General features: G+C 69.2%; 16 protein-coding genes. 10 read left to right on the top strand and 6 right to left on the bottom strand.

Features of this window, described 5'->3' with window-relative positions; genetic code table 11:
- Positions 1–60: 60 nt before the first annotated feature.
- The 6 genes from A7B18_RS15805 to rfbF all read right to left on the bottom strand — a co-directional run bounded on the left by A7B18_RS15805 (position 61) and on the right by rfbF (position 6,540).
- Entirely contained in the window at positions 61–1,314 is a 1,254-nt protein-coding gene (locus A7B18_RS15805) for a LacI family DNA-binding transcriptional regulator (RefSeq protein WP_146009562.1), read from the bottom strand.
- 302 nt (positions 1,315–1,616) lie between these two features.
- Positions 1,617–2,918 carry an NAD(P)H-dependent oxidoreductase gene (locus A7B18_RS15810; protein WP_102127671.1) on the bottom strand — a complete coding sequence of 434 codons (1,302 nt, stop codon included), beginning with the start codon at positions 2,916–2,918 and terminating at the stop codon, positions 1,617–1,619.
- Positions 2,915–3,463, bottom strand: a complete 549-nt coding sequence (gene rfbC / locus A7B18_RS15815; protein WP_102127672.1) for a dTDP-4-dehydrorhamnose 3,5-epimerase — start codon at positions 3,461–3,463, stop codon at positions 2,915–2,917. The genes A7B18_RS15810 and rfbC overlap by 4 nt, the downstream gene beginning before the upstream one ends.
- A complete protein-coding gene (locus A7B18_RS15820) occupies positions 3,460–4,524 on the bottom strand; it encodes an NAD-dependent epimerase/dehydratase family protein (protein WP_102127673.1) in 1,065 nt (354 codons plus the stop codon). The genes rfbC and A7B18_RS15820 overlap by 4 nt, the downstream gene beginning before the upstream one ends.
- Positions 4,521–5,765 carry an L-2-hydroxyglutarate oxidase gene (gene lhgO, locus A7B18_RS15825; protein ID WP_102127674.1) on the bottom strand — a complete coding sequence of 415 codons (1,245 nt, stop codon included), beginning with the start codon at positions 5,763–5,765 and terminating at the stop codon, positions 4,521–4,523. The genes A7B18_RS15820 and lhgO overlap by 4 nt, the downstream gene beginning before the upstream one ends.
- 4 nt (positions 5,766–5,769) lie before the next feature.
- Complete coding sequence (rfbF, locus tag A7B18_RS15830) at positions 5,770–6,540, bottom strand: glucose-1-phosphate cytidylyltransferase (RefSeq protein ID WP_102127675.1); 771 nt, start codon at positions 6,538–6,540, stop codon at positions 5,770–5,772.
- Positions 6,541–6,942: 402 nt separating this feature from the next.
- Here rfbF and A7B18_RS15835 point away from each other — a divergent pair, with 402 nt between their 5' ends.
- The 10 genes from A7B18_RS15835 to A7B18_RS15880 all read left to right on the top strand — a co-directional run bounded on the left by A7B18_RS15835 (position 6,943) and on the right by A7B18_RS15880 (position 22,024).
- The gene (locus A7B18_RS15835; protein WP_180970192.1) at positions 6,943–8,622 is read left to right on the top strand and encodes a nucleotide-binding protein; all 1,680 of its coding nucleotides are present in this window, start codon (positions 6,943–6,945) and stop codon (positions 8,620–8,622) included.
- 79 nt (positions 8,623–8,701) lie between these two features.
- Positions 8,702–9,994, top strand: a complete 1,293-nt coding sequence (locus A7B18_RS15840) for a flippase (RefSeq protein ID WP_102127677.1) — start codon at positions 8,702–8,704, stop codon at positions 9,992–9,994.
- A complete protein-coding gene (locus A7B18_RS15845) occupies positions 9,975–11,279 on the top strand; it encodes an O-antigen ligase family protein (RefSeq protein WP_146009563.1) in 1,305 nt (434 codons plus the stop codon). The genes A7B18_RS15840 and A7B18_RS15845 overlap by 20 nt, the downstream gene beginning before the upstream one ends.
- Positions 11,280–11,310: 31 nt before the next feature.
- Complete coding sequence (locus tag A7B18_RS15850; RefSeq protein ID WP_102127679.1) at positions 11,311–12,258, top strand: glycosyltransferase family 2 protein; 948 nt, start codon at positions 11,311–11,313, stop codon at positions 12,256–12,258.
- Between the two features lie 382 nt (positions 12,259–12,640).
- Positions 12,641–13,744, top strand: a complete 1,104-nt coding sequence (locus tag A7B18_RS15855) for a hypothetical protein (protein ID WP_102127680.1) — start codon at positions 12,641–12,643, stop codon at positions 13,742–13,744.
- On the top strand, positions 13,734–15,104 hold the full coding sequence (locus tag A7B18_RS22275) for an MBOAT family O-acyltransferase (RefSeq protein ID WP_102127681.1): 1,371 nt from the start codon (positions 13,734–13,736) through the stop codon (positions 15,102–15,104). Before A7B18_RS15855 ends, A7B18_RS22275 begins: the two co-directional genes overlap by 11 nt.
- 248 nt (positions 15,105–15,352) lie before the next feature.
- Complete coding sequence (locus A7B18_RS15865; RefSeq protein ID WP_219722145.1) at positions 15,353–16,318, top strand: Ig-like domain-containing protein; 966 nt, start codon at positions 15,353–15,355, stop codon at positions 16,316–16,318.
- A gap of 219 nt (positions 16,319–16,537) precedes the next feature.
- Positions 16,538–18,451: a right-handed parallel beta-helix repeat-containing protein gene (locus A7B18_RS15870; RefSeq protein WP_102127683.1), complete on the top strand. Its 1,914-nt coding sequence runs from the start codon at positions 16,538–16,540 to the stop codon at positions 18,449–18,451.
- Positions 18,452–18,672: 221 nt separating this feature from the next.
- The gene (locus A7B18_RS15875; RefSeq protein WP_102127684.1) at positions 18,673–19,836 is read left to right on the top strand and encodes a glycosyltransferase family 4 protein; all 1,164 of its coding nucleotides are present in this window, start codon (positions 18,673–18,675) and stop codon (positions 19,834–19,836) included.
- Between the two features lie 181 nt (positions 19,837–20,017).
- Positions 20,018–22,024: a DUF8189 domain-containing protein gene (locus A7B18_RS15880; protein WP_102127685.1), complete on the top strand. Its 2,007-nt coding sequence runs from the start codon at positions 20,018–20,020 to the stop codon at positions 22,022–22,024.
- Positions 22,025–22,090 lie beyond the last annotated feature (66 nt).

Here is a 22,090-nt window from a genome sequence, read left to right on the forward strand (position 1 = left end):
GCCGAACAGAAGCGCCCACGCTCACTCCCTCGGGGCGAGCGTGGGCGGAGTCCGGGCGGATCAGAGCGACTCGCGCAGGATGAGTTCGGTGGGCAGGCCCGTGAAGCCGCCCTCGTTCTCGGGGTCCATCTGGTCGATGAGCTGCCCCGCGAAGTCGCTGAAGTCGTAAGCGATGGTGGTGAGGACCGGGTTGAGGTAGCGCATGATGGGTTCGAGGTTGTCGTGCCCCGCGAGCCCGAGGTGGTCACCCAGCCGCGGCCCGGAGCCGTCCACGGTGAGCTGCCACATGAGCTGCCGGATCGTCATGTCCGAGTAGCCGAGCAGCGCGACCCGCTGGCTTCCGCCCTTCTGAAGGCAGCGCACCTCTTCCGTCAATTCCTGAATGATGCCCTCCACCCCGAGCCGGGGACGACGTTCCAGGGCGCCCGGCGTCTCGGCCAGAACCGTGAGCAGGGTGGCGGCGGCGAACATCTCCTGGCCGTGCAGGGCCTCGACCGCCCGCGCGAGGTCGAGGTCGGAGTGCAGCCACAGCCTCAGCCGCGGTTGCTGACGGCTGCTCGCCAGCGCGCGGGCCATGCCTTCCAGCCGGGCGCTCGCCGCCCAGCGGTGCTCGCTGTAGTAGCCCAGGTGGAGCACGTCGTAGCCCTGCTCCAGGGCGCGGTGGGTCAGCCGCTCATAGGCCTCCGTCCAGTCGGGCGCCACGCTGGGCAGCCGCTCGTGGTGACCGATCAAGACCGCCTGCCGCCCCGCCGCTCGCAGCGCCGCCGCCTGCTGATCGGTGCGCGGCCCCTCCCACAGCACCACCAGGCTGGTGATGCTCGACTGCGCGATGTCGGGCAGCAGCCGCTCCTGCGGAATGGGCGTGATCACCGGATACAGGCCCCGCTCGGTCACGACTTCCGTGAGCGCCCGGATCATCGCCGCATGGTACGGGCTCGACAGTTGCGTCATCTCGGGGCAGATGGCCACGATGGTGCTCTGCTGGGTGCGCCGCGCCTGCGCTACCGGGTCGGGCGTGTATCCCATCCGGGCCGCCTCCCGCTCGATGGCCTGCAACACCTCGGGCCGGACGAGGTGCCGCGCCTCGGGCCGGTACGCGCGGTTTACCGTCGCCACCGAGGTTCCGGCGGCCATCGCCACCCGGTCGCGCACCGTCACCGTGTAGCGCAGCTCGCTCGCACTCGCCGCCACCCGGTCTTGCACCTCGGGGAACACGTCGCCGCGCATGGCGAGCGCCGCCCGCACCTGTTCGGTCGTCAACCCGGCGTGGTGGGCGATGCGCTCCACGTCCCGATTGGAAATGGATTTCTTCAAACTGGCCCCCGCCGGTGCCTGACGCACCCCATTCGTGTGAGTTTCGGATACAGTGGGAGAGAACCTCAACCCATTCGGACGCCGCAGGACGGCGGTCGGTATCGTGTGGCTTCTGCCCCGTCAGAGGCACCGCAGCACAGGATTGAGCGTACTTCATTCCCGATGGAATGTGAAATATGAAACTCTCACGACGCGTCAGGTCTGACGAGCTTAATCAGCTTTTATCTAGTCTTTATGAGGGCGTTTGACGAAGACAAGGGAGTAGCAGGTCCTTCTCCACCCCCCTGTCTAATCTTCGATTCTCAACTGATCACGACTGGTGCGAATAGTCGGTCCTGCTCGGCGCGGAGCGCCACGGCCAGCGAGCCCTGCGGCAACTCCACGTCGTCGTACGTGAGCACCTGATCCCGGGAGACGGCCCGGCGCAGACGGCAGCCCACGGCGAGGCCCATCGGCAGGAGACGTTGCGCGGCCACCACATCTGCGTTCTCACACTGACCATAGGTGTGGTAGCCGCCCAGGGCGTCGATCACCGTCCCGGCGGGCAGGTCGGTCTTCGCCGTGGCGATCACGTCCACGGTCGGGGCGCCGAGCGGCTGCAACACCGCGTCCCCGAACAGCACCACCCGCGCCGCCGAGAGGGGCACCTCGAAGTGGCAGAGGTGATAGGGCGTGTAAAAGGAGTAGAGCGGCCCTTCGCCCAGCTTGTAGAGGTTGAGATAGTGGCGCTGCTTGGGATCGTCGTGGGTGGCGAGCACGAACACGCCGGGGCCCGGCTTGCTGCCCACCGTGTAGTCCACCACCCCGCCCAGGCGCCGCAGCTCGTCCACGTCGTACATCTTCGTCAGCTCGTCCACGTGACCGGGGAACTCGGTGCCGCGCATTCCGCGCTTTTCCACCCGCATCCCGGTTCCGTTCGCCACGATGGCCTGTTCGAAGGAAATCTTGGTGCCGTCCGCGAAGCTCGTCACCATGTGGACGTTCTGGCCCCAGCGCTCGGCGAAGGCCTTTTGCGTCGTCGGCGTGCGGTAGGGGTCTTGCAGGCCCTTGATGTTCCCGCACACCAGCGGCGTCAGGCCGATGCTCTTCACGAAGCGGTAGAGGTTCGCCTGCACGCCCGGCTGGTCTCCGTCCGCCGCCGTCAGGATCACGCCCGCCGCGTCCGCCCGGCGCTTGAGGAGCGGCCCCACCGTCGCGTCGAGTTCGGCGTTCATCGTCACCATGTGCCGCCCGTGGGCGATGGCCTCCAGGGTCACCTGCGCCCCGAACTCCACGTCGCCCGTCACGTCGATCACGCAGTCGACCTGCTCTGAGCGGCACAGCAGCAGCGCGTCCTGGGCTACGGCGGGCTGGCCGCGGCGAATCGCGTCTTCAAGCTGTTCCTGCGTCTCCACCCGCACGAAGTCGGTGCGTCCCGCCTCCGTGTATGCCCGCTCGGCGGCGGCCACATTGCGGTTGGAGACGGCGACGAGCTCCATCCCCGGCACCGAGTTGATGATCTGGTTGGCGACGCCCCGGCCCATGAACCCGGCGCCGATCATCGCCACCTTCACCGGGCGCCCCTCGGCCTCCCGGTGGCGCAGGGCGGTATCCACGATAATCATGTTGTCACCCCTTCACGCTCAGAGAGCAGCGTCCACGCCTGGTCCTTCGCCGAGATTACCGTCACCGGCATCGGCCACTCGATGCCGAGCACAGGGTCGTCGTGGCGCAGCCCGCGCTCGTAGCCGGGGGTGTACGCCTCGCTCACCTGATACACGACCTCCGCCCCGTCGGTGAGGGCCTGGTAGCCGTGGGCGAACATCTCGGGGACGTACAGCGCGCGGCGGTTCTCGGCGGTCAGCTCGACCGCGATGTGCTGGAGGTAGGTGGGCGAGCCTTCCCGCAGGTCCACGATCACATCGAGGATCGCGCCCCGCGTGCAGCGCACGAGCTTCGTCTCGGCGGCGGGCGGAAGCTGGTAGTGCATCCCGCGCAGCGTGCCCGCCTTGTGGTTGTAGCTGAGGTTCGCCTGCACGACTTCCACCTTCAACCCGTGCGCCGCGAACTCGTCCTGCGAAAAGGTGCGCGCGAATCCCCCGCGCTTGTCCTCGCGGACCTCCAGGTCGATGATGAAGGCACCCTTCAACTTCGTCTCAGTGAAGATCACGCGCCCCTCCCTTCGAGGACGGGCTGGGGCACCGGGGTGGCCTTCCAGTAGAAGTCGTGGTCGATCTGCTCGGTGCGCAGCAGGTATTCGAGCTGCTTGAGCCGGGTGTAGCCGCGCGACTCGAAGTCGGAGGCCTGGAGGTCAATACGCTCGAAGAGGGCGGCGAGTTGCTGGGCGCCGCGCCGGGCGTCCCACGCACAACGGAAGTTCGGCAACGCCGCGTGAATCTTGTCGAAGTTCACCCGGTAGCTGCGGTTGTCCGCCCCGTTCTCGCCGAACGACAGCTTGCATCCGGGAAATGCCTCCGCCACGATCTCCGCAATCTCGCGCACCCGGTAGTTCTGCTGGGTGCTGCCCACGTTGAAGGCCTCGTTGTGGACGGCCTCGCGCGGGGCCTCCAGGACCTCGATGATCGCCTGCCCGATGTCGAGCGCGTGCACCAGGGGCCGCCAGGGCGTGCCGTCGGAGGTCATCCGGATTTCCCCCGTCGTGCGCGCCAGCCCGCTGAGGTTGTTGAGCACGATGTCGAAGCGCATCCGGGGCGAGGCGCCGAAGGCAGTGGCATTTCGCAGGTAGGTCGGCGTGAAGCTGTCGTCCGCCATCTCCCGCAGGTCGCGCTCGACGAGCACCTTGCACTCGGCATAGGCGGTCTGGGGGTTCACGTCCGAGGTCTCGTCCACGAAGTCCGCCCCGCCCACCCCGTACACGCTGCACGAGGACATGTAGACGAAGCGGGTGACCCCCGCCGCCTTGGCGAGCTTCGCCAGCCGGACCGAGCCCGCGTGGTTGATGTCGTAGGTGATGTTGGGCAACAGTTGCCCGAGGGGATCGTTCGACAGCTCGGCCATGTGGACGACGGCCTCCACACCCTCCAGGTCCTGGGCCGTGATCTGCCGCAGGTCCTTGCCCAGGGTCAGCGCGGTCGTGTCGGTCCCGTTGTAGAGCCAGCCCGCCTTGTAGTAGCCGGTGTCCACGGCGACGACCGTGTGACCGCGCCGCAGGAGTTCGGGGGCGAGCAGGGAGCCGAGGTAGCCCTCGGTGCCGGTGACGAGAATCTTCATGCGAGCACTCCTTCGGCGCCGAGCCCTTTGACGGGGACAGGCTTGAGGTGGGCGGGGGCCTGAACCCGCGCGGCGATGGTCTTCCCGATCTCCAGAGATGACGTGGCGGCGGGGGAGGGCGCGTTGCAGACGTGCAGGGCGGCGGGCGCGTCGATCAGCAGGAAGTCGTCCACCAGCTTCCCGTCGGGGGTGAGGGCCTGCGCGCGCACTCCGGCCTCGCTGGGGATGACGTCATTCTCCGTCACCTCGGGGATGAGGGCCTGGAGGCTGCGCACGAAGGCGGGCTTGGAGAACGAGCGCCACATTTCCTTGGCCCCCTCGCCCACGTTCTTACGCGCGAGTTGCAAGAAGCCCGAGTAGCCGAGCGCGTCGCCGAGGTCGCGCAGGTCCACCTTCGTCTTGTGGTAGCCCTCGCGCGCGAAGGCGAGCACCGCGTTCGGCCCCGCATGGACCGAGCCGTCGATCATGCGGGTGAAGTGCACCCCCAGGAAGGGGAAGTCGGGGTTGGGCACCGGGTAGATCAGGTGCTTGACGAGATGCCGCTTCTCCGGGCGCAGCTCGTAGTACTCGCCCCGGAAGGGCACGATACGGCAGCCCGGGTCCGAGCCCGCCATCCGCGCGATTCGGTCGCTGTGCAGCCCCGCGCAGTTCACGAGGTAGTGGGTGGCGAAGGGCCCCGCGTTCGTCTCGATGCGGTAGCCGCGCTCGTCGCGGTGCAGGGCCTCCACCCGGGTGCCCAGCCGAATCTTGCCGCCGCGCCCCTCCACCTCGCGGGCGAGGGCGAGGCAGACCTCGGTGTAGTCCACGATGCCCGTGCTGGCGACGTGCAGGCCCGCGAGCGCCTCGACGTGGGGCTCGATCTCCCGCACCTCCTCGGCGTTCAGGGAGCGCACGGGCAGCCCGTGTTCCCCGGCGCGCAGCCGCAGTTTCTCCAGGCCGGGCAGCTCCCCCTGGCGGGTCGCCACGATCACCTTGCCGCAGCGGTCGTAGGGGATGCCGTGCTCGTCGCAAAACTCGGGGATGCTGACGTTTCCGGCCTGACACAGCCGCGCTTTGAGGCTGCCGGGCGCGTAGTAGATGCCGCTGTGGATCACGCCCGAGTTGCGCCCCGTCTGGTGGCGGGCGAGGGCCTCTTCTTTCTCCAGCACCAGGATCAGGGCGTCGGGGTAGCGCTGGCCCAGCGCATAGGCGGTGGCGAGGCCGACAATGCCCCCGCCGATGACCGCGAAGTCGTATCTCACGCTCTCACCACGTCTTCCAGGGGGCCTTGCCCGCCTTCCAGAGGTCTTCGAGGTAGTGCTTGTCGCGCAACGTGTCCATCGGCTGCCAGAAGCCGGGGTGGCGGTAGGCGGCGAGCTGGCCGTCGTGGGCGAGGCCCTTGAGGGGTTCGGCCTCCCAGGTCGTCTGATCCCCGTCAATGTAGTCGATCACGCCGGGCTCGAGCACGAAGAAGCCGCCGTTAATCCAGCCGCCGTCGCCGTCGGGCTTTTCCTGGAAGGCGGTGACGGTGCCGCCGTCCTCGATGTTCACGGCGCCGAAGCGGCCCGGGGGCTGCATCACCGTCATGGTGGCGAGCTTGCCGTGGCTGCGGTGAAACTCGATGGTCCCGCTGATGTCCACGTCCCCCACCCCGTCGCCGTAGGTAAAGCAAAAGCTCTCGTCGCCCAGGTAGTGCCGCACCCGCTTGAGGCGCCCGCCCGTCAGGGTGTCCTCGCCGGTGTCCACCAGCGTGACGCGCCAGGGCTCGGCCTGGTTGCACAGGTAGGTGGCGTTTTGGGTGCGCATGTCGAAGGTCACGTCGGACATGTGCAGGAAGTAGTTGGCGAAGTACTCCTTGATCATGTGCTGCTTGTAGCCGCACAGGATGATGAAGTCGTTGACCCCGTGGGCGGAGTAGATCTTCATGATGTGCCACAGCACGGGGCGGCCCCCGATCTCGACCATCGGCTTGGGGCGGGTGGTGCTCTCTTCGCTGATGCGGGTGCCCAGGCCCCCGGCGAGGATGACGGCTTTCATGCGTGGCCCCCGGTCAGGCGGGCGGGTCGGGTGTGGGTCATGGACAGGCTCTCCTTTGAACTCTCGTCGTGGCGGCAGAATGTGAGGGGGCTGTGACAGAGGCTGGCGCACAGTCGGGCCGGAGGTGCCGGCCTCCGGGAGAACGTGTGGGTCCGGTCTGCGCCGCTCATGGCCGCATCTTGCCGCACCCCGTTTCTGAGCAACGGCTGATCACTTGGCGGGCCTGAGCATGATGGGGAACGCCCCGCCAGGGGGAAGGAGTCTTCGTGCGCAGAGTCTGGAAGGCGCAGCGGTTCTCGCGCTCACCGCCCGGTCCCTCCCGCAGCGCCCCCGCCCAGAAGTCCGTGACCTCGCCGCATGACCCTTCCCACCCGCTCTCGCCGCCCAGGAGGACCAGCCCCCATGCCCCCGATGAATGACGACCTCGATCTCTCCCGTCCCCTGCGGGCCCTCAAGCGCTTCGCGTGGCTCGTGTTGCTGCTCTCCCTGGCCGCCGGGGCCGTCACCTACCTGCTCTCCAGCCGTCAGACCCCGGTTTACGAGGCCAAGACCCTGATCCTCTCGGCGGGCGGCCAGAGCAACAACCCGGCGCTCAACCCCAACACCGTCAGCCCCCCGCCCCTGCCCGCCGGGGCCATCGAGGGGGCGCTGCAAAGCGAGAACGTGCTCGGCGTGGTGCGCCGCCGCCTGGCAGAGGTGCCCGAGCTGACCCGCGCCCAGCGCATCGTGCTCGCCGACCGCCTCGCCCAGGACATCGCCAGTGGCCGGGGGCGGGTCTTCGACGTGACGGGTCAGCCCGACATCTACGGCAACGGTACCTACACCCTCAGCGCCGTGCACCGGGACCCGGTGGTGGCCGCGCGGCTGGCGAACCTCGCCGCCGAGACGCTCGTGGACTGGGACGCCCAGCGCGGGCTTGTGAAGGTCAACGCCGCCATCACCGGGCTGCGCACGCGGCTGGCCGATGTCGAACGCCGTCTGGCGGCGGCGGGGCCGGTGGGGGGCACGCCGACCAGCCTGCAACAGACCCTGCTGGCCCAGCGGGCCAACCGCCTCGACGCCCTGAACAACCTGACGGCCCTGCGTGAGACGGTGGTGGGTTCGCTGAGCGTCGTCGCCCCCGCCGCCGTGCCCCTCCAGCCGGTCGCGCCCAAGCCGCTGCGCAACGCCCTGCTCGTGGGGGCGTTCGTCCTGCTGCTGCTCAGCGCCCTGCTGGTGGTCTGGTCCTCGGTCAACCGCATGGTGGCCTCCGACGCCGACCTCAAGCTCCTTAACCTGCGCCTGCTCGGCGAGGTGCCCCGCGTGCGGATGCTGCGCCGCGGCCAGTCGCTGCTCGTGGCGCTCAGGCAGGGCCGCTGGTCGGACAGCGTGGCCTTCCTCGCCGCCGGGATCAAGAGCGTCTTGCCCAAGGGGGACCGCAGGCCGCCCGTCTTGCTCGTGACCTCGCTGTTCAGCGGCGACGGCAAGTCGAACATCAGCGCCGCCATCGCCGACGCCCGCGCGGCGAGCGGTGACCGGGTGCTGTTGATCGACGCGGACCTGCGCCGCCCCACCCAGGCGAGCATCTGGCAGGCCGGGGCCCAGACGGCGGAGTGGGTGGACCTGCCCGGCGCCGTGCCCTTCCCCGGCGAGGAGAGCCGCGACCTGCAAGGCGCCCTGGCGCGGCCCGTGACCGCGCAGGCCCGCCGGTTGCGGGACAACCTGCACCTGCTCGCCCCCGCGCCCGGCGTCCACGCCCAGACCCAGGCCCACCTCCCGGCGGAGGCCTTCCGCGAGGCAATGATGCAGTGGGGCGCCGGGTACGACCTGATCGTGGTGGACGGCCCGCCCGCGCTCGCCGTGGCGGACCCGCTGGTGCTCGCGCCCCACGCGGCGGGTGTGCTGCTCGTGCTGGAGGCGGGGCGCGCCTCGGTCGCCAGCGTGCAGCGCGTGCTCGACGCCCTGCTGCTGGTGAATGCGAACGTGCTCGGCGTGGCGCTGAACAAGGTCAACCCGCGCGGCCAGGTGGCCCGCTACGGGTACGGGTACGCCCGCCGCTCCACTCCGGCCACGGCTCCCAAGCCCGAGTCGAGGGTGCTGTGAGTGACCCCCACGTGAGCGGGGCCGTGCCCGCCGAACGTTCTCCTCGGCGCGCCCTTCCCGGCGCGGGAGCGTAGGTTTCATGGAAGAGCGTGGGTCGGACCGGCGCGGTTTTCTGGGGAACCTCGCGGCCCTGTTCGGGGTGCAGGCGGCAACGTACGTGCTTCCCCTGCTCACCACGCCCTTCCTGGCCCGCGTGCTGGGGCCGACCGCGCTGGGCCTGCTGGTGTTCGCGCAGGCGTTCGGGGGCCTGCTGGGGCTGCTCGTGCAGTACGGCTTCGACCTCTCCGCCAACCGCGAGGTGGCCCGCGCGCGCGGCGACTCCGCCCGGCTGGCGGGGCTGCTGTCGGGCGTCATGAGCGCCAAGCTGCTGCTGACGCTGCCTGCCGTGGCGCTCGCCCTCCTCGCCTCGGTGACCGTGCCCTCGCTGCGCGCCCACCCCGACCTCCTCTGGGCGAGCGTCTTCGCGGCCCTCGCGCAGTCCTCGAACCTGATGTGGTACTTCGTGGGCCTGGAGCGCGCGGGCGTGGCCTCCACCCTGGACGTGATCGCCAAGGTGATCGCCACGGTGGGGCTGTTCGTCTTCGTGCGCGGGCCGCAAGACGCGTGGTGGATTCCTGCCCTCCAGGGGGGCGCGGCCCTGGTGTCGAGCCTCCTTGCCCTGTGGCTCGCGCACCGCGAGGTGCCGATGCTGCGTCCTTCCCTGGGGCGCGCGCTCACCTCGCTGAGGATGGGCTGGAGCATGTTCTTATTTTCGGGGGCGGCGGTTTTGTCCACCACGGGGAGTGCGTTCTTGCTGGGGCTTTTCGTGGAGCCCCGGTTGCTGGGGTACTACAACGGCGCCGACCGCATCGCGCGCGCCGCCCAGGGCCTGCTGCAACCGCTGACCCGGGCGCTCTATCCCCGCTTCAGCCGGATCGCGCACGGGAGCCGGGCGGAGGCGCGGGCCCTGTTGCCCGTCAGCGTCCGGCTGGTGGGGGGGGTGGGGCTGATCCTGTGCCTGGCGGTCGCGCTCGGCGCGCCGTTGTGGGTGAGGGTGCTCCTGGGGCCCGAGTTCGCCCCCTCGGTTCCGGTGCTGCGGGTCCTCGCGCTGCTCCCGCTGGTGATCGGGCTCAACCTGTCGCTGGGCATCCTGTGGCTGCTGCCGCTGGGGCTCGACCGGCCCTTCAACACGGCGATCATCGGGGGAACGGTGCTGGGCGCGCTCCTGATCGTCGTGCTCGCCCCAACCTACGGGTTGATCGGCACGGCGGCGGCAGTCGTCCTGGGCGAGACCGTGGTCCTCGCGGGGCTTGCCCTGGTGTGCCGCCACACCCTGCGCACCCGCCTGAAGGTGGAGAACGTGGAGGTCGAACGTGCATCTGTCGCGCCGTAAAGTGGAGTTCTGGCTGCACGCGGGCTTATTCAGCCTGTACCTGGGCACGCTGTCTTTGCTCGGGCTGGCCGAACGCCTGAACGAGACGCTCGGGAACCTCGCCCAGGTGGGCCTGCTGGGCCTGACCCTGTTGCTGCTGATCGTCACCGTCTTGCGGACCCGGCGCGTTCCGATGTTCGGTCTCGTGCTGTTGGGGCTCTTGCCTTACGCGCACTACGCCTTTTTCTGGGCGACGGGCGAGTCGACCGCCGGGGCCTTCATCTACCTGTACAAATTCGGCGGCTTTCTCCTCGCCCCCTTCGTGTGGTGGTGGGCACGCCGTCACGACGACGGGCAGGTCGAGCGCGTCGTGATGCTGCTGGCCCTGGTCGCCGCGGTGCGGGCGCTGCTCGCCTTCGCCCTGCCCGGTTTGCACCCTGGGGCGGCGGGTGGGGGGGGCTCGGCCTTCGCGGACGACTTCAGCATCTACGAGCGGGTGGGGGGCCTCGCCCGGGTCTTTTACCCCGGGATGGCCCTGGTGTTCCTCGGGCTGCTCATGTCGCTGGAAAACGCGCTGTCGGGCCGGGTCAGTCGGCTGTGGCCGGAGGTCTTCAAGGTGGGCCTGTTCTTCGCGGCCCTGCTCGTGACGTTCTCGCGCGGCACGATCATCTTCGCCGTGCTGCTGACCGTGCTGTACGTCCTCGTGCGGGTCTTGCAACGTCCCGTCGCGCAGTTTCGCCTCGCCCGGATCGCGCTCGGCGGCGTCGTCGTGCTCGGCGCCCTCACGCTGGTGTTGTCCTTCTCGTCGCTCGGCGCCTCGCTGGGCGACTCGCTCTCGGGTCTGCAACGCTCCGACCGCCTCACCCTCGACCGCGCGAACATCACCTGGCGCGAGCGGCAGGTGGACCTGGCCTTCAGCCTCGTGAACACGGACGCGGAGCGGGTGTGGGGGGTGGGCACGAACACCCTGATCCCGAGCAACCCGGATCTGCTGATCGGCGCCACCAACGACTTGCACTACTCGTACCACTCGATTCTGTGGACCTTCGGCTACGTGGGGCTGGGGCTGCTGGTGGCGTTCGGCATCGTGCAGCCGCTCGTGAGGGCCCTGTGGGCCCGGGGGCGCTGGGTGCTGCCCTTCGCCTTCACCACCCTCTTTATCGCCCTGGTGGGCGGCTACACCATCGTGTTCACTTCTCCCGACTGGAACTTCATGGTGGGGCTGTGCGCGGCGTACCTGAGTGCCCGCGCCGCCCGCCCGCAGCGCGTCTCGTCCCCCGAGACCCCCGACCTCCAACCCGCGTGAATCCACGTTTCCTTTTCCCCCGAGGCCGCTCATGAACCACCCTCCCGTCACCATCGTGCTCATCAACTACAACGGCTGGCGCCTCACCGACGCCTGCCTGGACTCCCTGCGCCGCCTCGACTACCCGGCCTTCCAGGTCGTGGTGGTGGACAACGGCTCCACCGACGACTCGCTCGCCCGGCTGCGTGAGCGCTGGCCGGACCTCGACCTCGTGGAGATCACGCCGAACGTGGGCTTCACCGCCGCGAACAACGTGGGGGCCCGGCGCGCCCTGGAGCAGGGGGCCGAGTACGTCTGGTTCCTGAACAACGACACGCTCGTGGACCCGCCTGCCCTGAGCTCCCTGGTCTCGACCCTGGAGGCCGGGCCGCGGGTGGGCGCGGCGGCCTCGGTGCTCTACGACATGGACCCGCCCGAACGGGTGCAGTGCTGGGGCGGCGGCTTCGTACGGCTGTGGGGCGGCGTCGCCGACGGTTACTTCGGCCCGGTGCCTCAGGAGCGGCTGCACTTCCTGAGCGGCACGAGCTGGCTGGTCCGCCGCACGGTGCTGGAGCGGCTCGGCCTGTTCGACGAGGGCTTTTTCATGTACTGGGAGGACGCCGACTTCAGCTTCCGGCTGCGCGCCGCCGGGTGGCAGCTCGCGGTGGCGCAGGGGTCGCGGGTCTGGCACATCGGCAGCGCGAGCATGGGAGAGGGCAACTCCCGGACCCACAAGAGCGAGACCTTTGAGCTGAACTTCACCCGCAGCGCCGTGCGCTTTTTCCGCAAGCACGCTCCTGTTCCCCTGGTGCCGCTGCTCGCGGGGCCGGGCTTCCACCTCGCCAAACGGGTGCTGCGCGGGCAATGGGGGCGCGCGCGCGCCGTGGCCCGGGGCGCCTGGGAGGGCTTCGCGCAGCCCAACGTCAAAACCACCGCTACCGCGACGAGTGGCCGCCTCTTCACGCCGCGGTCTGGCTCCCCCCGGGTGCCGGGCGACTGAGGCCGGGAAGGACCCTGCCCGGGGTCCGGGCCACCGACGCACACCGCGCCGAACGTGGGCGCCCGTCAGGAAGGGCGTCCACGTCGTTTGTGGGGCGAGTCCCCCCGTTCCCCTCCCCTTGAGCAACCGTGGCTCAGGTCGCAGGAAATCGATACTGACCGTGTCGCGGGTGCGGCGTCTTTGGCGAGCGACTCCCCGAGCGTTCCCAGCCCGCGTCAGGCCCCACGTCTGTCCCCAGACGGGTCCCGGCGTGCGTCCAGGTGGTCACGGCATCCTCCGAGGTGAACATGAATTTGCAGCACGGCAGACAGAAACGGCCCACCGCTCCCCATCAGGGCCGCCGCGCGGGGTGGACCCTGCCCCGGTCCCCGGAGGGGCGACCATGCATTTCCTGAGGGTGGTGCTGGGCTGGATTCTGGTCTTCACGCTCGCCCTGGGCGCCGTGCTGTGGTACGTGGACCCGCGCGGGCAGTTCGGGGGAGGGCGCTTTCCGACCGTCACGCTGGACGCCCGCCGCCAGAAGATGGACCTCTTCCGGACCTTCGAGGCGCAGGCGCCGGTCGAGGGTCTGATTCTGGGGTCCAGCCGCACCATGAAGCTCGACCCGGCGGTCTTCAGCGAGCGGACGGGCCTGCGTTTTTTCAACTTCACGGTGGACGCGGCCAAGGCCGAGGACTACCTCTCGATCTACCGCTGGGCGAGGGCGCAGGGGGCGCCCATCCGGCGGGTTATGCTCGGCCTCGACGTCGAGGCGCTGCACGACGACAACATGTACTTCACCAATTTCCGCCACAACCCCGAGCTGCGGCGGATGCTGAGCCAGGGGCAGGGAGGCGCCGCGCTCGTCGGCGTGTCGGCCAGCGTAAGCCGCTTCAAGGACATGTTCACCGTGGACTACCTGCGCGACACCTTGCGGGTGGTCGCGTCGGCGGCGCGCTCGGAGGAACGGGTGCCCTTCATGCAGTTCACGGCCAACGGCTACCTGCACTACCCGGGCCGCGAGCAGCAGCGGGCTGCCGGGACCTTCGACCTCACGCGGGAGGTGAGCGCCTGCCTGCCGGGCTACCTCAGCATCTACGGGGGGATGCGCTCACTCTCGCCCCAGCGCTGGGGCTACATCGAGACGCTCGTGCGCGAGGTGCAGCAGGGCGGCGGAGAGGTCGAGATCTGGATTTCCCCGCTTCACCCGGCCACCACCGAGCTGCTCGCCAGCCAGACGCGCTACACGGCGCTCCTCGCCGAGACCCGCGCCGCCCTGGAAGGACTCAGCCGCCGCACGGGGGTGACGGTGCGCGACTACGCCTCGCCCGAGCGCTTCGGCAGCAACGCGCAGGACTGGTACGACTGCGCGCACATCGACAACAGAGGCGCCGAGCTGCTGAGCAGCCGCCTGCTCGGCGAGGGAGAGGACACGTCCGGAACGGGCCGCCCCACCTCGTCTCTCAAGACGCCGCTGACCGCCGAGGGGAGCCCGAATGGTCTTTAATTCCGACATCTTCCTCTTCGCTTTCCTCCCCATCGTCTTCGCGCTGTTCTGGCTGCTGCGGGAAAAACAGGCCCGCTACATCCTGCTCACCATTAGCGGGTACATCTTTTACGGGTACTGGGACTGGCGCTTTTGCTTCCTGATGCTGTTTTCCAGCCTGGTGAGCTTCGGCTCTGGCCTGATGATCCAGCGGGCCCAGGAGCAGAGGACCAAGCGGGCGTGGATGATCGGCACGATCTGCGTCGACCTCGCGCTGCTGGGCTTTTTCAAGTACTACAACTTCTTCGCCGAGAGCCTGCACGCCGTCGACCCCGCCATCGCGCCGCCCCTCCTGAACATCATCTTGCCCATCGGCATCAGCTTCTACACCTTCCACACGATCTCGTACGTGGTGGACGTGGCGGCGGGCCGGGTGCGGGCGACGGGCAACATCTTCGAGTACCTGACGTACGTCAGCCTCTTTTCCCAGCTCGTCGCCGGGCCCATCGTGCGCTTCCGGCAGATCGAGGCCGACCTCGAGCGCATCGACAAGCCGCCCCAGACCGATCAGATGGCGCTCGGCGTGGGCTTTTTCGCCGTCGGGTTGATCAAGAAGGTGATCATCGCCGACACCATCGCGCGCATGGTCGATCCCATGCTCGCCAACCATGAAAACCTCTCCATGCTGGGGGCGTGGATGGCGGCGCTGGGGTACACCTTCCAGCTCTACTTCGACTTCAGCGGGTACTCGGACATGGCGGTGGGCCTCGGTTACCTCTTCGGCATCCGCATTCCGCAGAACTTCAACGCGCCCTACCGGGCACTCGGCATAGGTGACTTCTGGCGGCGCTGGCACATCAGCCTGTCGAGCTGGCTGCGCGACTACCTCTACATCAGCCTGGGCGGCAACCGCAAGGGACCCACGCGCACGAACGTCAACCTGATCATCGTGATGCTCCTCGGCGGGCTGTGGCACGGGGCGAACTGGACCTTCGTGATCTGGGGGGCGTACCACGGCCTCCTGCTGGTGATCGACCGCGCCCTCCAGCCCTGGCTCACGCGCTGGCCGCCCCTGCTCTACCGCTGGTCCACCTTCCTCCTCGTGATCATCGGCTGGGTGTTCTTCCGCGCCGAGAGCCTGCCGATGGCCCTCGACTGGCTGGGTAAGATGGTGGGCATCGGCACCGGCAACGGCGACGTGCCCCAGACCCTGATGGTGATGTGCGTGCTGTGTTTCGTGGCCGTGAACACCCTGCCCGAAACCTGGGACATCCGCTTTCCCAAGACGGTGCGCTGGGCCCCCGTGTACGCCCTGAGCCTGCTCCTCGCCTACCTCTTCATGAACGGCGCGAACAGCACCTTCCTCTATTACCAGTTCTGACCGGCCCCCTTTGTCCCCCTCCCCACGCCGAGTCCTGTGCGTGGGGAGACCTTTGTCGGGCCCGCAGCCCAGGAACCGGGCTACGGCTGAGTTACCGTCGCTCATTTCGGTGCCGTCTTACACTTCGGGGAAGCGAGAGAACCACTAGGAGGGAGGGCGAGGCTTCAGGTGTCGCCTCGCCGACCCGCTCAAGTCGAGGGAGTCCCGACTCCCGTCTGCCCCGGCCTTGCCCGGAAAGAAGGTCAACCGTGAAAAACTTCCGAATCCTCGCGCTCGTCACCGGCGTCTCGCTCCTGCTGGCCGCCTGTAACGGCACCCGGACCCCCTCGGCGGTGGCGACCGTCGAGGTCACGGCCCCGAGTGACCTCAACGTGAAGCTGAACGACACGGCCACGACCACGCGCTTCACCGCCGTCGCCAAGGCCCAGGACGGCAGCGTCCTGACGGGCAAGACCGTGACGTGGGAGTCCAGCAACCCGGACGTGGCGAGCATCGACGCCAACGGGGTGGTGACGGCCAAACACTTCGGGGAGACGACCATCAGAGCCATGGTGGACGGGGTGGCGGGCAACAGGACGGCCACCCTGCGGACGTACGGCCTGGAGGTCTTCGCGGGCATCCGTGACGGCGGCTCCGACACCGCGATGTTCTTCCGTTACCGCACGAAGACCGGGCGCAATCCGGCCCAGGTCAGCTTCACCGTGACTGGCCCGGCGGGCTGGGGCGGCGGTCAAAGCCCAGCGTTCGCTCCCGCCGTGTCGACCTATTTCCCCAACGGGGACGGTACGGGCCTGCACTGGTTCGAGTTCGGCTGGACCAAGACGGGGACCCTCCCGGCGGTGATCGGCGACTACGCGGTGAGGTTCAACGTCGACGGCGAGGAGTGGGTCTCCTCTGCCCGGATCACCTCGCTCACAAACTCGTCGGCCCAGCCCACCAACATCCGGGTGACGAAGTACGACGGCTCGTCCGTCACAGCCGCGTGGGACGACGTGACGCCGGGGGGAAGCTACCTCGCCGAGGTGATCGGCTTCCAGCCGCCCCTGTACGTCAAGAACGCCGCGGCGGTCATCCCGGCGCCCGGCCTGACGCCCGGCAACACGTCCTACGTCGCCGTCCACGCGCTGAGCCTCGACACCACCGCCCCCGTCACCACCGTCTTGCCCGGGGGGCAGTTCGACGTCCGGTTCAACGTGGGGGCCTTCACCCCCTGAGCCCCGGCGTCCGGATCAGGGGCGAGACCGCTTCCAGGCGAAGGGGAGCGGTCTCGCCCCTTCGGCGCGGGGCATACGCGGGTCCGGCCCCGGCCTGGAAAGCTGGCCGTCCCCGGGACGCAAGTTCCTCATCGGAAAACGTGAGAAACTTCTCAGGCGTATTGTCGCGCTCCAAGCTCCCCCTGTGTCCAAGCCTAACCCTGGAGGCCCTGCATCCCCATGCCGAATTCCACACCACCACATTCCTCGTCACGCCGCGCCCCCCCCGCCCGCTCGACTGCCGCCCGCACCCTGCGGGTGCTCGGCGGATTGATCGCGGGAGGCGCCCTGCTGTTCCAGACGGGCCAAAGCGCGCCGGACCCTTCCCAGTGGCCACTGGAGGCCGAGGGAGCGCAGGGGCCGGACAACCAGCCGCTGCCCACCCAGCCGGGAGCGGGCGCCGCCTGGGTCCTGTCCGAACGCGCCGCCAGCGGCGGCCAGGCCGTGATGCTCGCCAGCAACGGGGGTACCGTGCGGCAGCTTCTCCCCGACCACCTGAGGCCGGGCACCTATACCGTGAGTCTGCGTGCCCGCGGCGAGGCGTTCGAGGGCTGGCCCACCGTCGAGTTGCGCCTCGACGGGCGCCGGGTCGCCACCGCCACCGTGCAGGGGGAGGCCTACTCGACGCAAGTCCTCGCGGAGGTCGATCTGCGCCCTGGGCAGCGCCTCGAAGTCGTGTTCGTGAACGACGCGTACGGCGGCGCGCGCACCAAGGACCGCAACGCCGTCGTGGACCGCCTCGACCTCACCCCGCTCGTGGCGGCGGCCCCGCCCGCCTCCGCCGAGAATGTCCTGAACGTGAAGACCTTCGGGGCCAAGGGCGACGGCGTGACCGACGACTCGGCGGTCCTCGCGCGGATCGGCAATGCGGGCGGGAAGAACATCTACTTCCCGCCCGGCACCTACTTGCTGCGCCGCCCCGTTCGCCTCGACGGCCTGAAAAATCAGGTCGTCTACGGCTCCGGCGCCACGCTGCGGGCGAGCGACGACTTCACGCCCGTCGAGGACCGCGGCCTGCTCACCTTGACCAACGCGAGCGGCCTGACGGTGCGCGACCTGACCTTCGTCGGCAAGCCGAACTACAACATCGACCCGCTGTCGAGCCGGGTGGACGGTCTCCAGGTCGAGGCGAGCCAGGGGGTCCACCTCCACGACCTGAGCGTGCAGCGGACCCACTCCATCGGCATCTCCGTCGAGCGGAGCAGCAACGTCACCATCGAGCGCAACGCCGTGAACGAGGCGTACGCGGTCGGGATCGAGACGTCCATGAGCAACGACGTGAAGGTGCTGAAAAACACGGTCACGGGGCTGGGTGACCCGGCGAAGTACCGCTTTTCCCCCGGCATCGGCATCTTCGGCTACGGGGGAGACACCTTCCTGGCCGAGGGCAACGTGCTGCGCAACCTCTCCAACACCGCCACGAAGACCGAGGGCATTGACCACACGACCTACCGGGGCAACACCATCGACGTCTTCGGCAAGGACGGCATCAAGGTCATGCCTCGGCCCGGCCACACCACGGCGGTGTCAGACGCGGTGGTCGAGAACAACACCATCCTCAACCGTCACCCCTGGGCCTCCGACGGGAGTTCGTACATCCTGTTTCACTCGGTGCAGGGGGGCCGGATCACGGGCAACCGGATCGAGAGCACCTACCGCCCGGGCTCCTTTTTCGAGGAGGACGCCATTCGGGTGAACGCCTACCAGAGCGGGCCCACCTCGCGCGACATCCTGGTCGAGGGCAACGAGATCGTCGACACCCGCCGCGGGGTGAGGCTGGAGGCGAGCGGCACGGTCTTCCGGGACAACACCGTGCGGGGCCGTGACCCCTGGGCGCGCACCGGGTTGATCGTGTCGGCGAACGAGGTCACCGTGGCGAAAAACACCTTCGACGGTCCCGCCATCGGCGTGCTGCTCGACCGTGGGGTCGCCCGCACCCGCGTGGAGAACAACCGCTTCGCCAACCATCCCGGGACGGGCCTCTACGCGGACAACGACAACCCCGGCACGACCGTGAAGGGCAATTCATTCGGCGCGGGCGTGCCGCAGCCCATCGTGGGGGGAGTGGGCGGGTGCCGTGCAAATGAGTGCTGACGCGTGCTGAGGACGCCGCCCCTGCCCCCGGGTGGGGGTGCTCCCCAAAGGGGTGCCCTGCCGTCCCCGTCTTGCGGTACAGTCTGCCCGATGCGTTCTCTTCCAGGTTCCGAGAGGAGACCTGCCCGGCGTCCGCGCGGGGCGGCCCGGGTCTTCCGGACACCCACCCCGCTCGACGTGCCGGGTGCCCCCGGTCTCGCCCCCCCGCGCGGTGCCGTCCCATGCTGACCGAACGGCCAGCCGGCGCCGAGGTGCGCGACCCCGCGCGGGCCCTTCGCCTCGTGGGGCTCGACCTGGAGTTCATCACCGACCACCGCAAGGAGTTCTCGCGCAACGCGGCCCTTTACCGGGCGCTCGACGAGCGGGTGCAGGTCGTGGGGCGCACCTCGCCCACCCCGACGCGCGCCGCCAACCTCGTCAACAAGGTGTTGCAGTTCCAGCCCAACGTCTCCAACTGGCGCCGGAACATGCACTTCAACCCCTTCCTCTTCCGGCAGAGGACCGCGGCGGCGGGGCGGTACCTCGACGCCCGGCGCGGGGAGTACGACGTCATTCTCCAGACCTACCTGCAATTCGCGCCGGGGACCGGGCCAGGGCGCCCGCCCTACGCGGTGTACCTCGACGCCACCTTCGAGATGTCGCGCCGCTACTACCCGGTCGACCACCCCCTCTCGAAACGGGCGACCGACGAGTGGCTGCGCCTGGAGGGGGACGTGTACCGGGGCGCGGCGCGGCTCTTTCCCTGGAGCGACTTCGCGGCCCGCTCGCTTACCGAAGACTACGGCTGCGATCCGGGGCGGGTTGTCCGGGTCGGCGCGGGCACCAACCTGATGGCCCCGTCGCTGGAGGGCAAGCGCTACGACGAGCCCGTGGCCCTCTTCGTCGGCATCGACTTCGAGCGCAAGGGGGGGCTGGACGTCTTGCGGGCCTTCCAGGAGGTCCGGTCGCAGCTTCCGGAGGCCGAACTCTGGATCGTGGGTCCCCGCCTTCCCAAGGCCGCGCCCCAGCCGGGGGTGCGGTGGATCGGACGCGTCCGTGACCGCGCCGCGCTCGCCGACCTCTACGCCCGGGCCCGCCTCTTCGTGATGCCGTCCTTCGAGCCCTGGGGCCACGTCTTCTGCGAGGCGATGGGCCACGGCCTGCCCTGTGTCGCGCTCAACGTCGGCCCCGCCTCCGAGATCGTGCAACAGGGCCGCACCGGCCTGCTCGTGGACCAGGGCTCGGTTCCGGCCCTGTCGGCGGCCATGCTCGAACTCCTGCGTGACCCCGCGCTCGCCGCCGAACTGGGCCGCCACGCCTACGCGCGGGTCCAGGAGAATTTCACCTGGCAGCGCGTCGTCGACCGGATGCTGCCGCACCTGGAGGCCATGTCCCGCGGCGGGTAGCCTCCGCGCCCTGGTACTCCCGGTCCCTGCGGGGTATTTACATGAGGCGCCAGTTAGCCTAGAGTGAATTATCGGGTAGCAACGAGGCCGCCTCCACCGCACGGTCACCAAGGGGGGCGGAAGAGCGAATGGTGAGACCGGACCCGGACGCTTTGGTTCTCCCCCTGGGAGGTCATCGTCTATGCCCCGTCTTCGTCTCCTGGCCGTCCCTTTGTTCACCGCCCTGCTGCTGGGAGCTTGTAGCGACCCGTCTTCCGACGTGCCCGCCGGTCCCTCGGGAAGCGCGCCGAAGGGCGGCCTCTCGGCCTATATGCCCCCCGACTCGACCTCCAACTTCGAGATCACGACCCTGCCCTTCGTGCAGTCGCTGAGCTTCGCGCCCGACCTGTGCAACGACGCGCAGGACGTCTTTTTCGTGGCCCACCAGGATGACGATCTCCTGTTCATGAACCCGGACATCGCCACGGCGATCTCGCAAAAGCACTGCGTGGTCACGGTATTTCTGACGGCGGGGGACAACGAGTACGGGACCCGGCAGTACGGGCTGGACTACCAGCAGTACTGGCGCAGCCGGGAGGACGGCGAGCGCGACACCTACGCCCGCATGGCGGGAGTGCCCAACGCCTGGACCCAGCAGATCTACCCCTTCGCCGGGAAGGCGATCCGAACCTCGGTGTTGCAGGGAAACCCCCGGGTGAGGTTGATGTTCCTGCGCCTGCGCGAGAGCAGCAGCAGCGGCGTGACCATGCGCGCCCTGTGGGAGACGACAGACCCCACCCTCGCCGCCACCGCCCTCGACAACTCCAACACCTTCACCCGTCAGGAGGTGCTGGGCGTCTTGACCAACGTGCTCACGGTGTCGGAGGCCAAGTACGTCCACCTCCAGGATACGGCCCCGGTCGTGTACGGCACCCGGAACGAGCACCCCGATCACATCGCCGCCGGACGCTTCGGCGACGCGGCGGACAGGGCCTACGCGGCCCCCCACGTCACCGTGCAGCACCGCGACTACAACATCGGCGCGGAGCCGTACAACGTGACGACCGAGCAGTTCGACACCAAGCTGGGGGCTTTCAAGACGTACGCGGGCTACGACCCGATCATCTGCCCCCCGACCGGCGGGGTGGCCTGCGTGGTGCCGGGCGGAACCGGCGGCTTCTACGTGGAGTGGAGCTGGCGGCAGTACTTCCATGTCGACGTGACCCAGGGCGGCACCCTGGCCCGCCTCGCGGACGGGCGCCTGGCCGCCTTCGTGATCGGCGACCGCAGCAGCAGCCCCCTCAAGATGGTGCAGACGAGCCCCGGCGCAGCCACCTGGAGCGCCTGGGAGGACCTGAAGGGCAACTACCCCGCCCCCCCCAACGTGGTCGGTATGGCCGACGGGCGCCTCGTGGCCTTCGAGCGCAGCAACGACGGGCGCGTGATGGTGAAGACCGAGCTCAGCAGCGGGGGGGCCTGGGGCAACTGGGTCAGCCTGGGAGGCGTCGTGTCCTCGGTCCCGGTGGCGGCCCGGCAGTCGGGCGGCGCCCTGAGCGTCTTCGTGCGGGGGAACGACGGCCAGGTCTACCTCAAGTCGCAGCTCGCGCCGAACGGGGAGTGGGGCAACTGGGTGGGCATCGGCGGGCCGAAGTTCACCTCGAACCCGGCGGTCGCCCTCGACCGTTCTGGGCGCCTGGTGCTCTTCGTGCGCGCCACGGACGGCGCCATCTACACCGTCTCGCAGACCGCGCCCAACGGCGGGTGGGGTGCCTGGCAGTCCCTGGGAGGAAGCTTCGGGGCCGGGGTCCATCCCGTCACCGGGGCGAACCAGGACGGTCGCCTGGAGGTCTTCGTGCGGGGCAGCGACGACAAGCTCTACCACCGCTGGCAGACGCCCTCGGGAGGCTGGGGCGGCTGGAGCAAGCTCGGCGACGTGCAGTTCAGCGGCTCCCCGGCGGTGACGATCACCCCAGACGGAATCATCGTCGCGACGGTGCGCAGCGTGGGCGGCAGCGTCCAGAGCGTCCGGCAGGGCAGCCCGAACGGCGGCTGGCTCGACTGGACCAACCTCGGCGGGTCTTTCGTGGCCCTCATCGGCGCGATGCCCGACTCGGCGGGGCGGCTCACCACCCTGGCGCGCGGCACCGACGACCTGATCTACCGCAGAACCCAGGTGGACTCCACCTGGACCGCGCTGCGGGCGCCCTGAAGCCCGTCCGTCTCTCCGGGAGGCGCCCCCTTGCCCAGGCAGGGGGGCGCCTCCCGCATTCCCGCC

It is taken from the genome of Deinococcus planocerae (assembly GCF_002869765.1).
Lineage (GTDB): Bacteria > Deinococcota > Deinococci > Deinococcales > Deinococcaceae > Deinococcus > Deinococcus planocerae.

Coding starts and splice junctions, on each gene's coding strand:
- A7B18_RS15810 (WP_102127671.1), bottom strand. CDS start 2,918: ATGATTATCGTGGATACCGCCCTGCGCCACCGGGAGGCCGAGGGGCGC.
- A7B18_RS15820 (WP_102127673.1), bottom strand. CDS start 4,524: ATGAAGATTCTCGTCACCGGCACCGAGGGCTACCTCGGCTCCCTGCTC.
- rfbF (WP_102127675.1), bottom strand. CDS start 6,540: ATGAAAGCCGTCATCCTCGCCGGGGGCCTGGGCACCCGCATCAGCGAA.
- A7B18_RS15835 (WP_180970192.1), top strand. CDS start 6,943: ATGCCCCCGATGAATGACGACCTCGATCTCTCCCGTCCCCTGCGGGCC.
- A7B18_RS15840 (WP_102127677.1), top strand. CDS start 8,702: ATGGAAGAGCGTGGGTCGGACCGGCGCGGTTTTCTGGGGAACCTCGCG.
- A7B18_RS15850 (WP_102127679.1), top strand. CDS start 11,311: ATGAACCACCCTCCCGTCACCATCGTGCTCATCAACTACAACGGCTGG.
- A7B18_RS15855 (WP_102127680.1), top strand. CDS start 12,641: ATGCATTTCCTGAGGGTGGTGCTGGGCTGGATTCTGGTCTTCACGCTC.
- A7B18_RS22275 (WP_102127681.1), top strand. CDS start 13,734: ATGGTCTTTAATTCCGACATCTTCCTCTTCGCTTTCCTCCCCATCGTC.
- A7B18_RS15870 (WP_102127683.1), top strand. CDS start 16,538: ATGCCGAATTCCACACCACCACATTCCTCGTCACGCCGCGCCCCCCCC.
- A7B18_RS15875 (WP_102127684.1), top strand. CDS start 18,673: ATGCTGACCGAACGGCCAGCCGGCGCCGAGGTGCGCGACCCCGCGCGG.
- A7B18_RS15880 (WP_102127685.1), top strand. CDS start 20,018: ATGCCCCGTCTTCGTCTCCTGGCCGTCCCTTTGTTCACCGCCCTGCTG.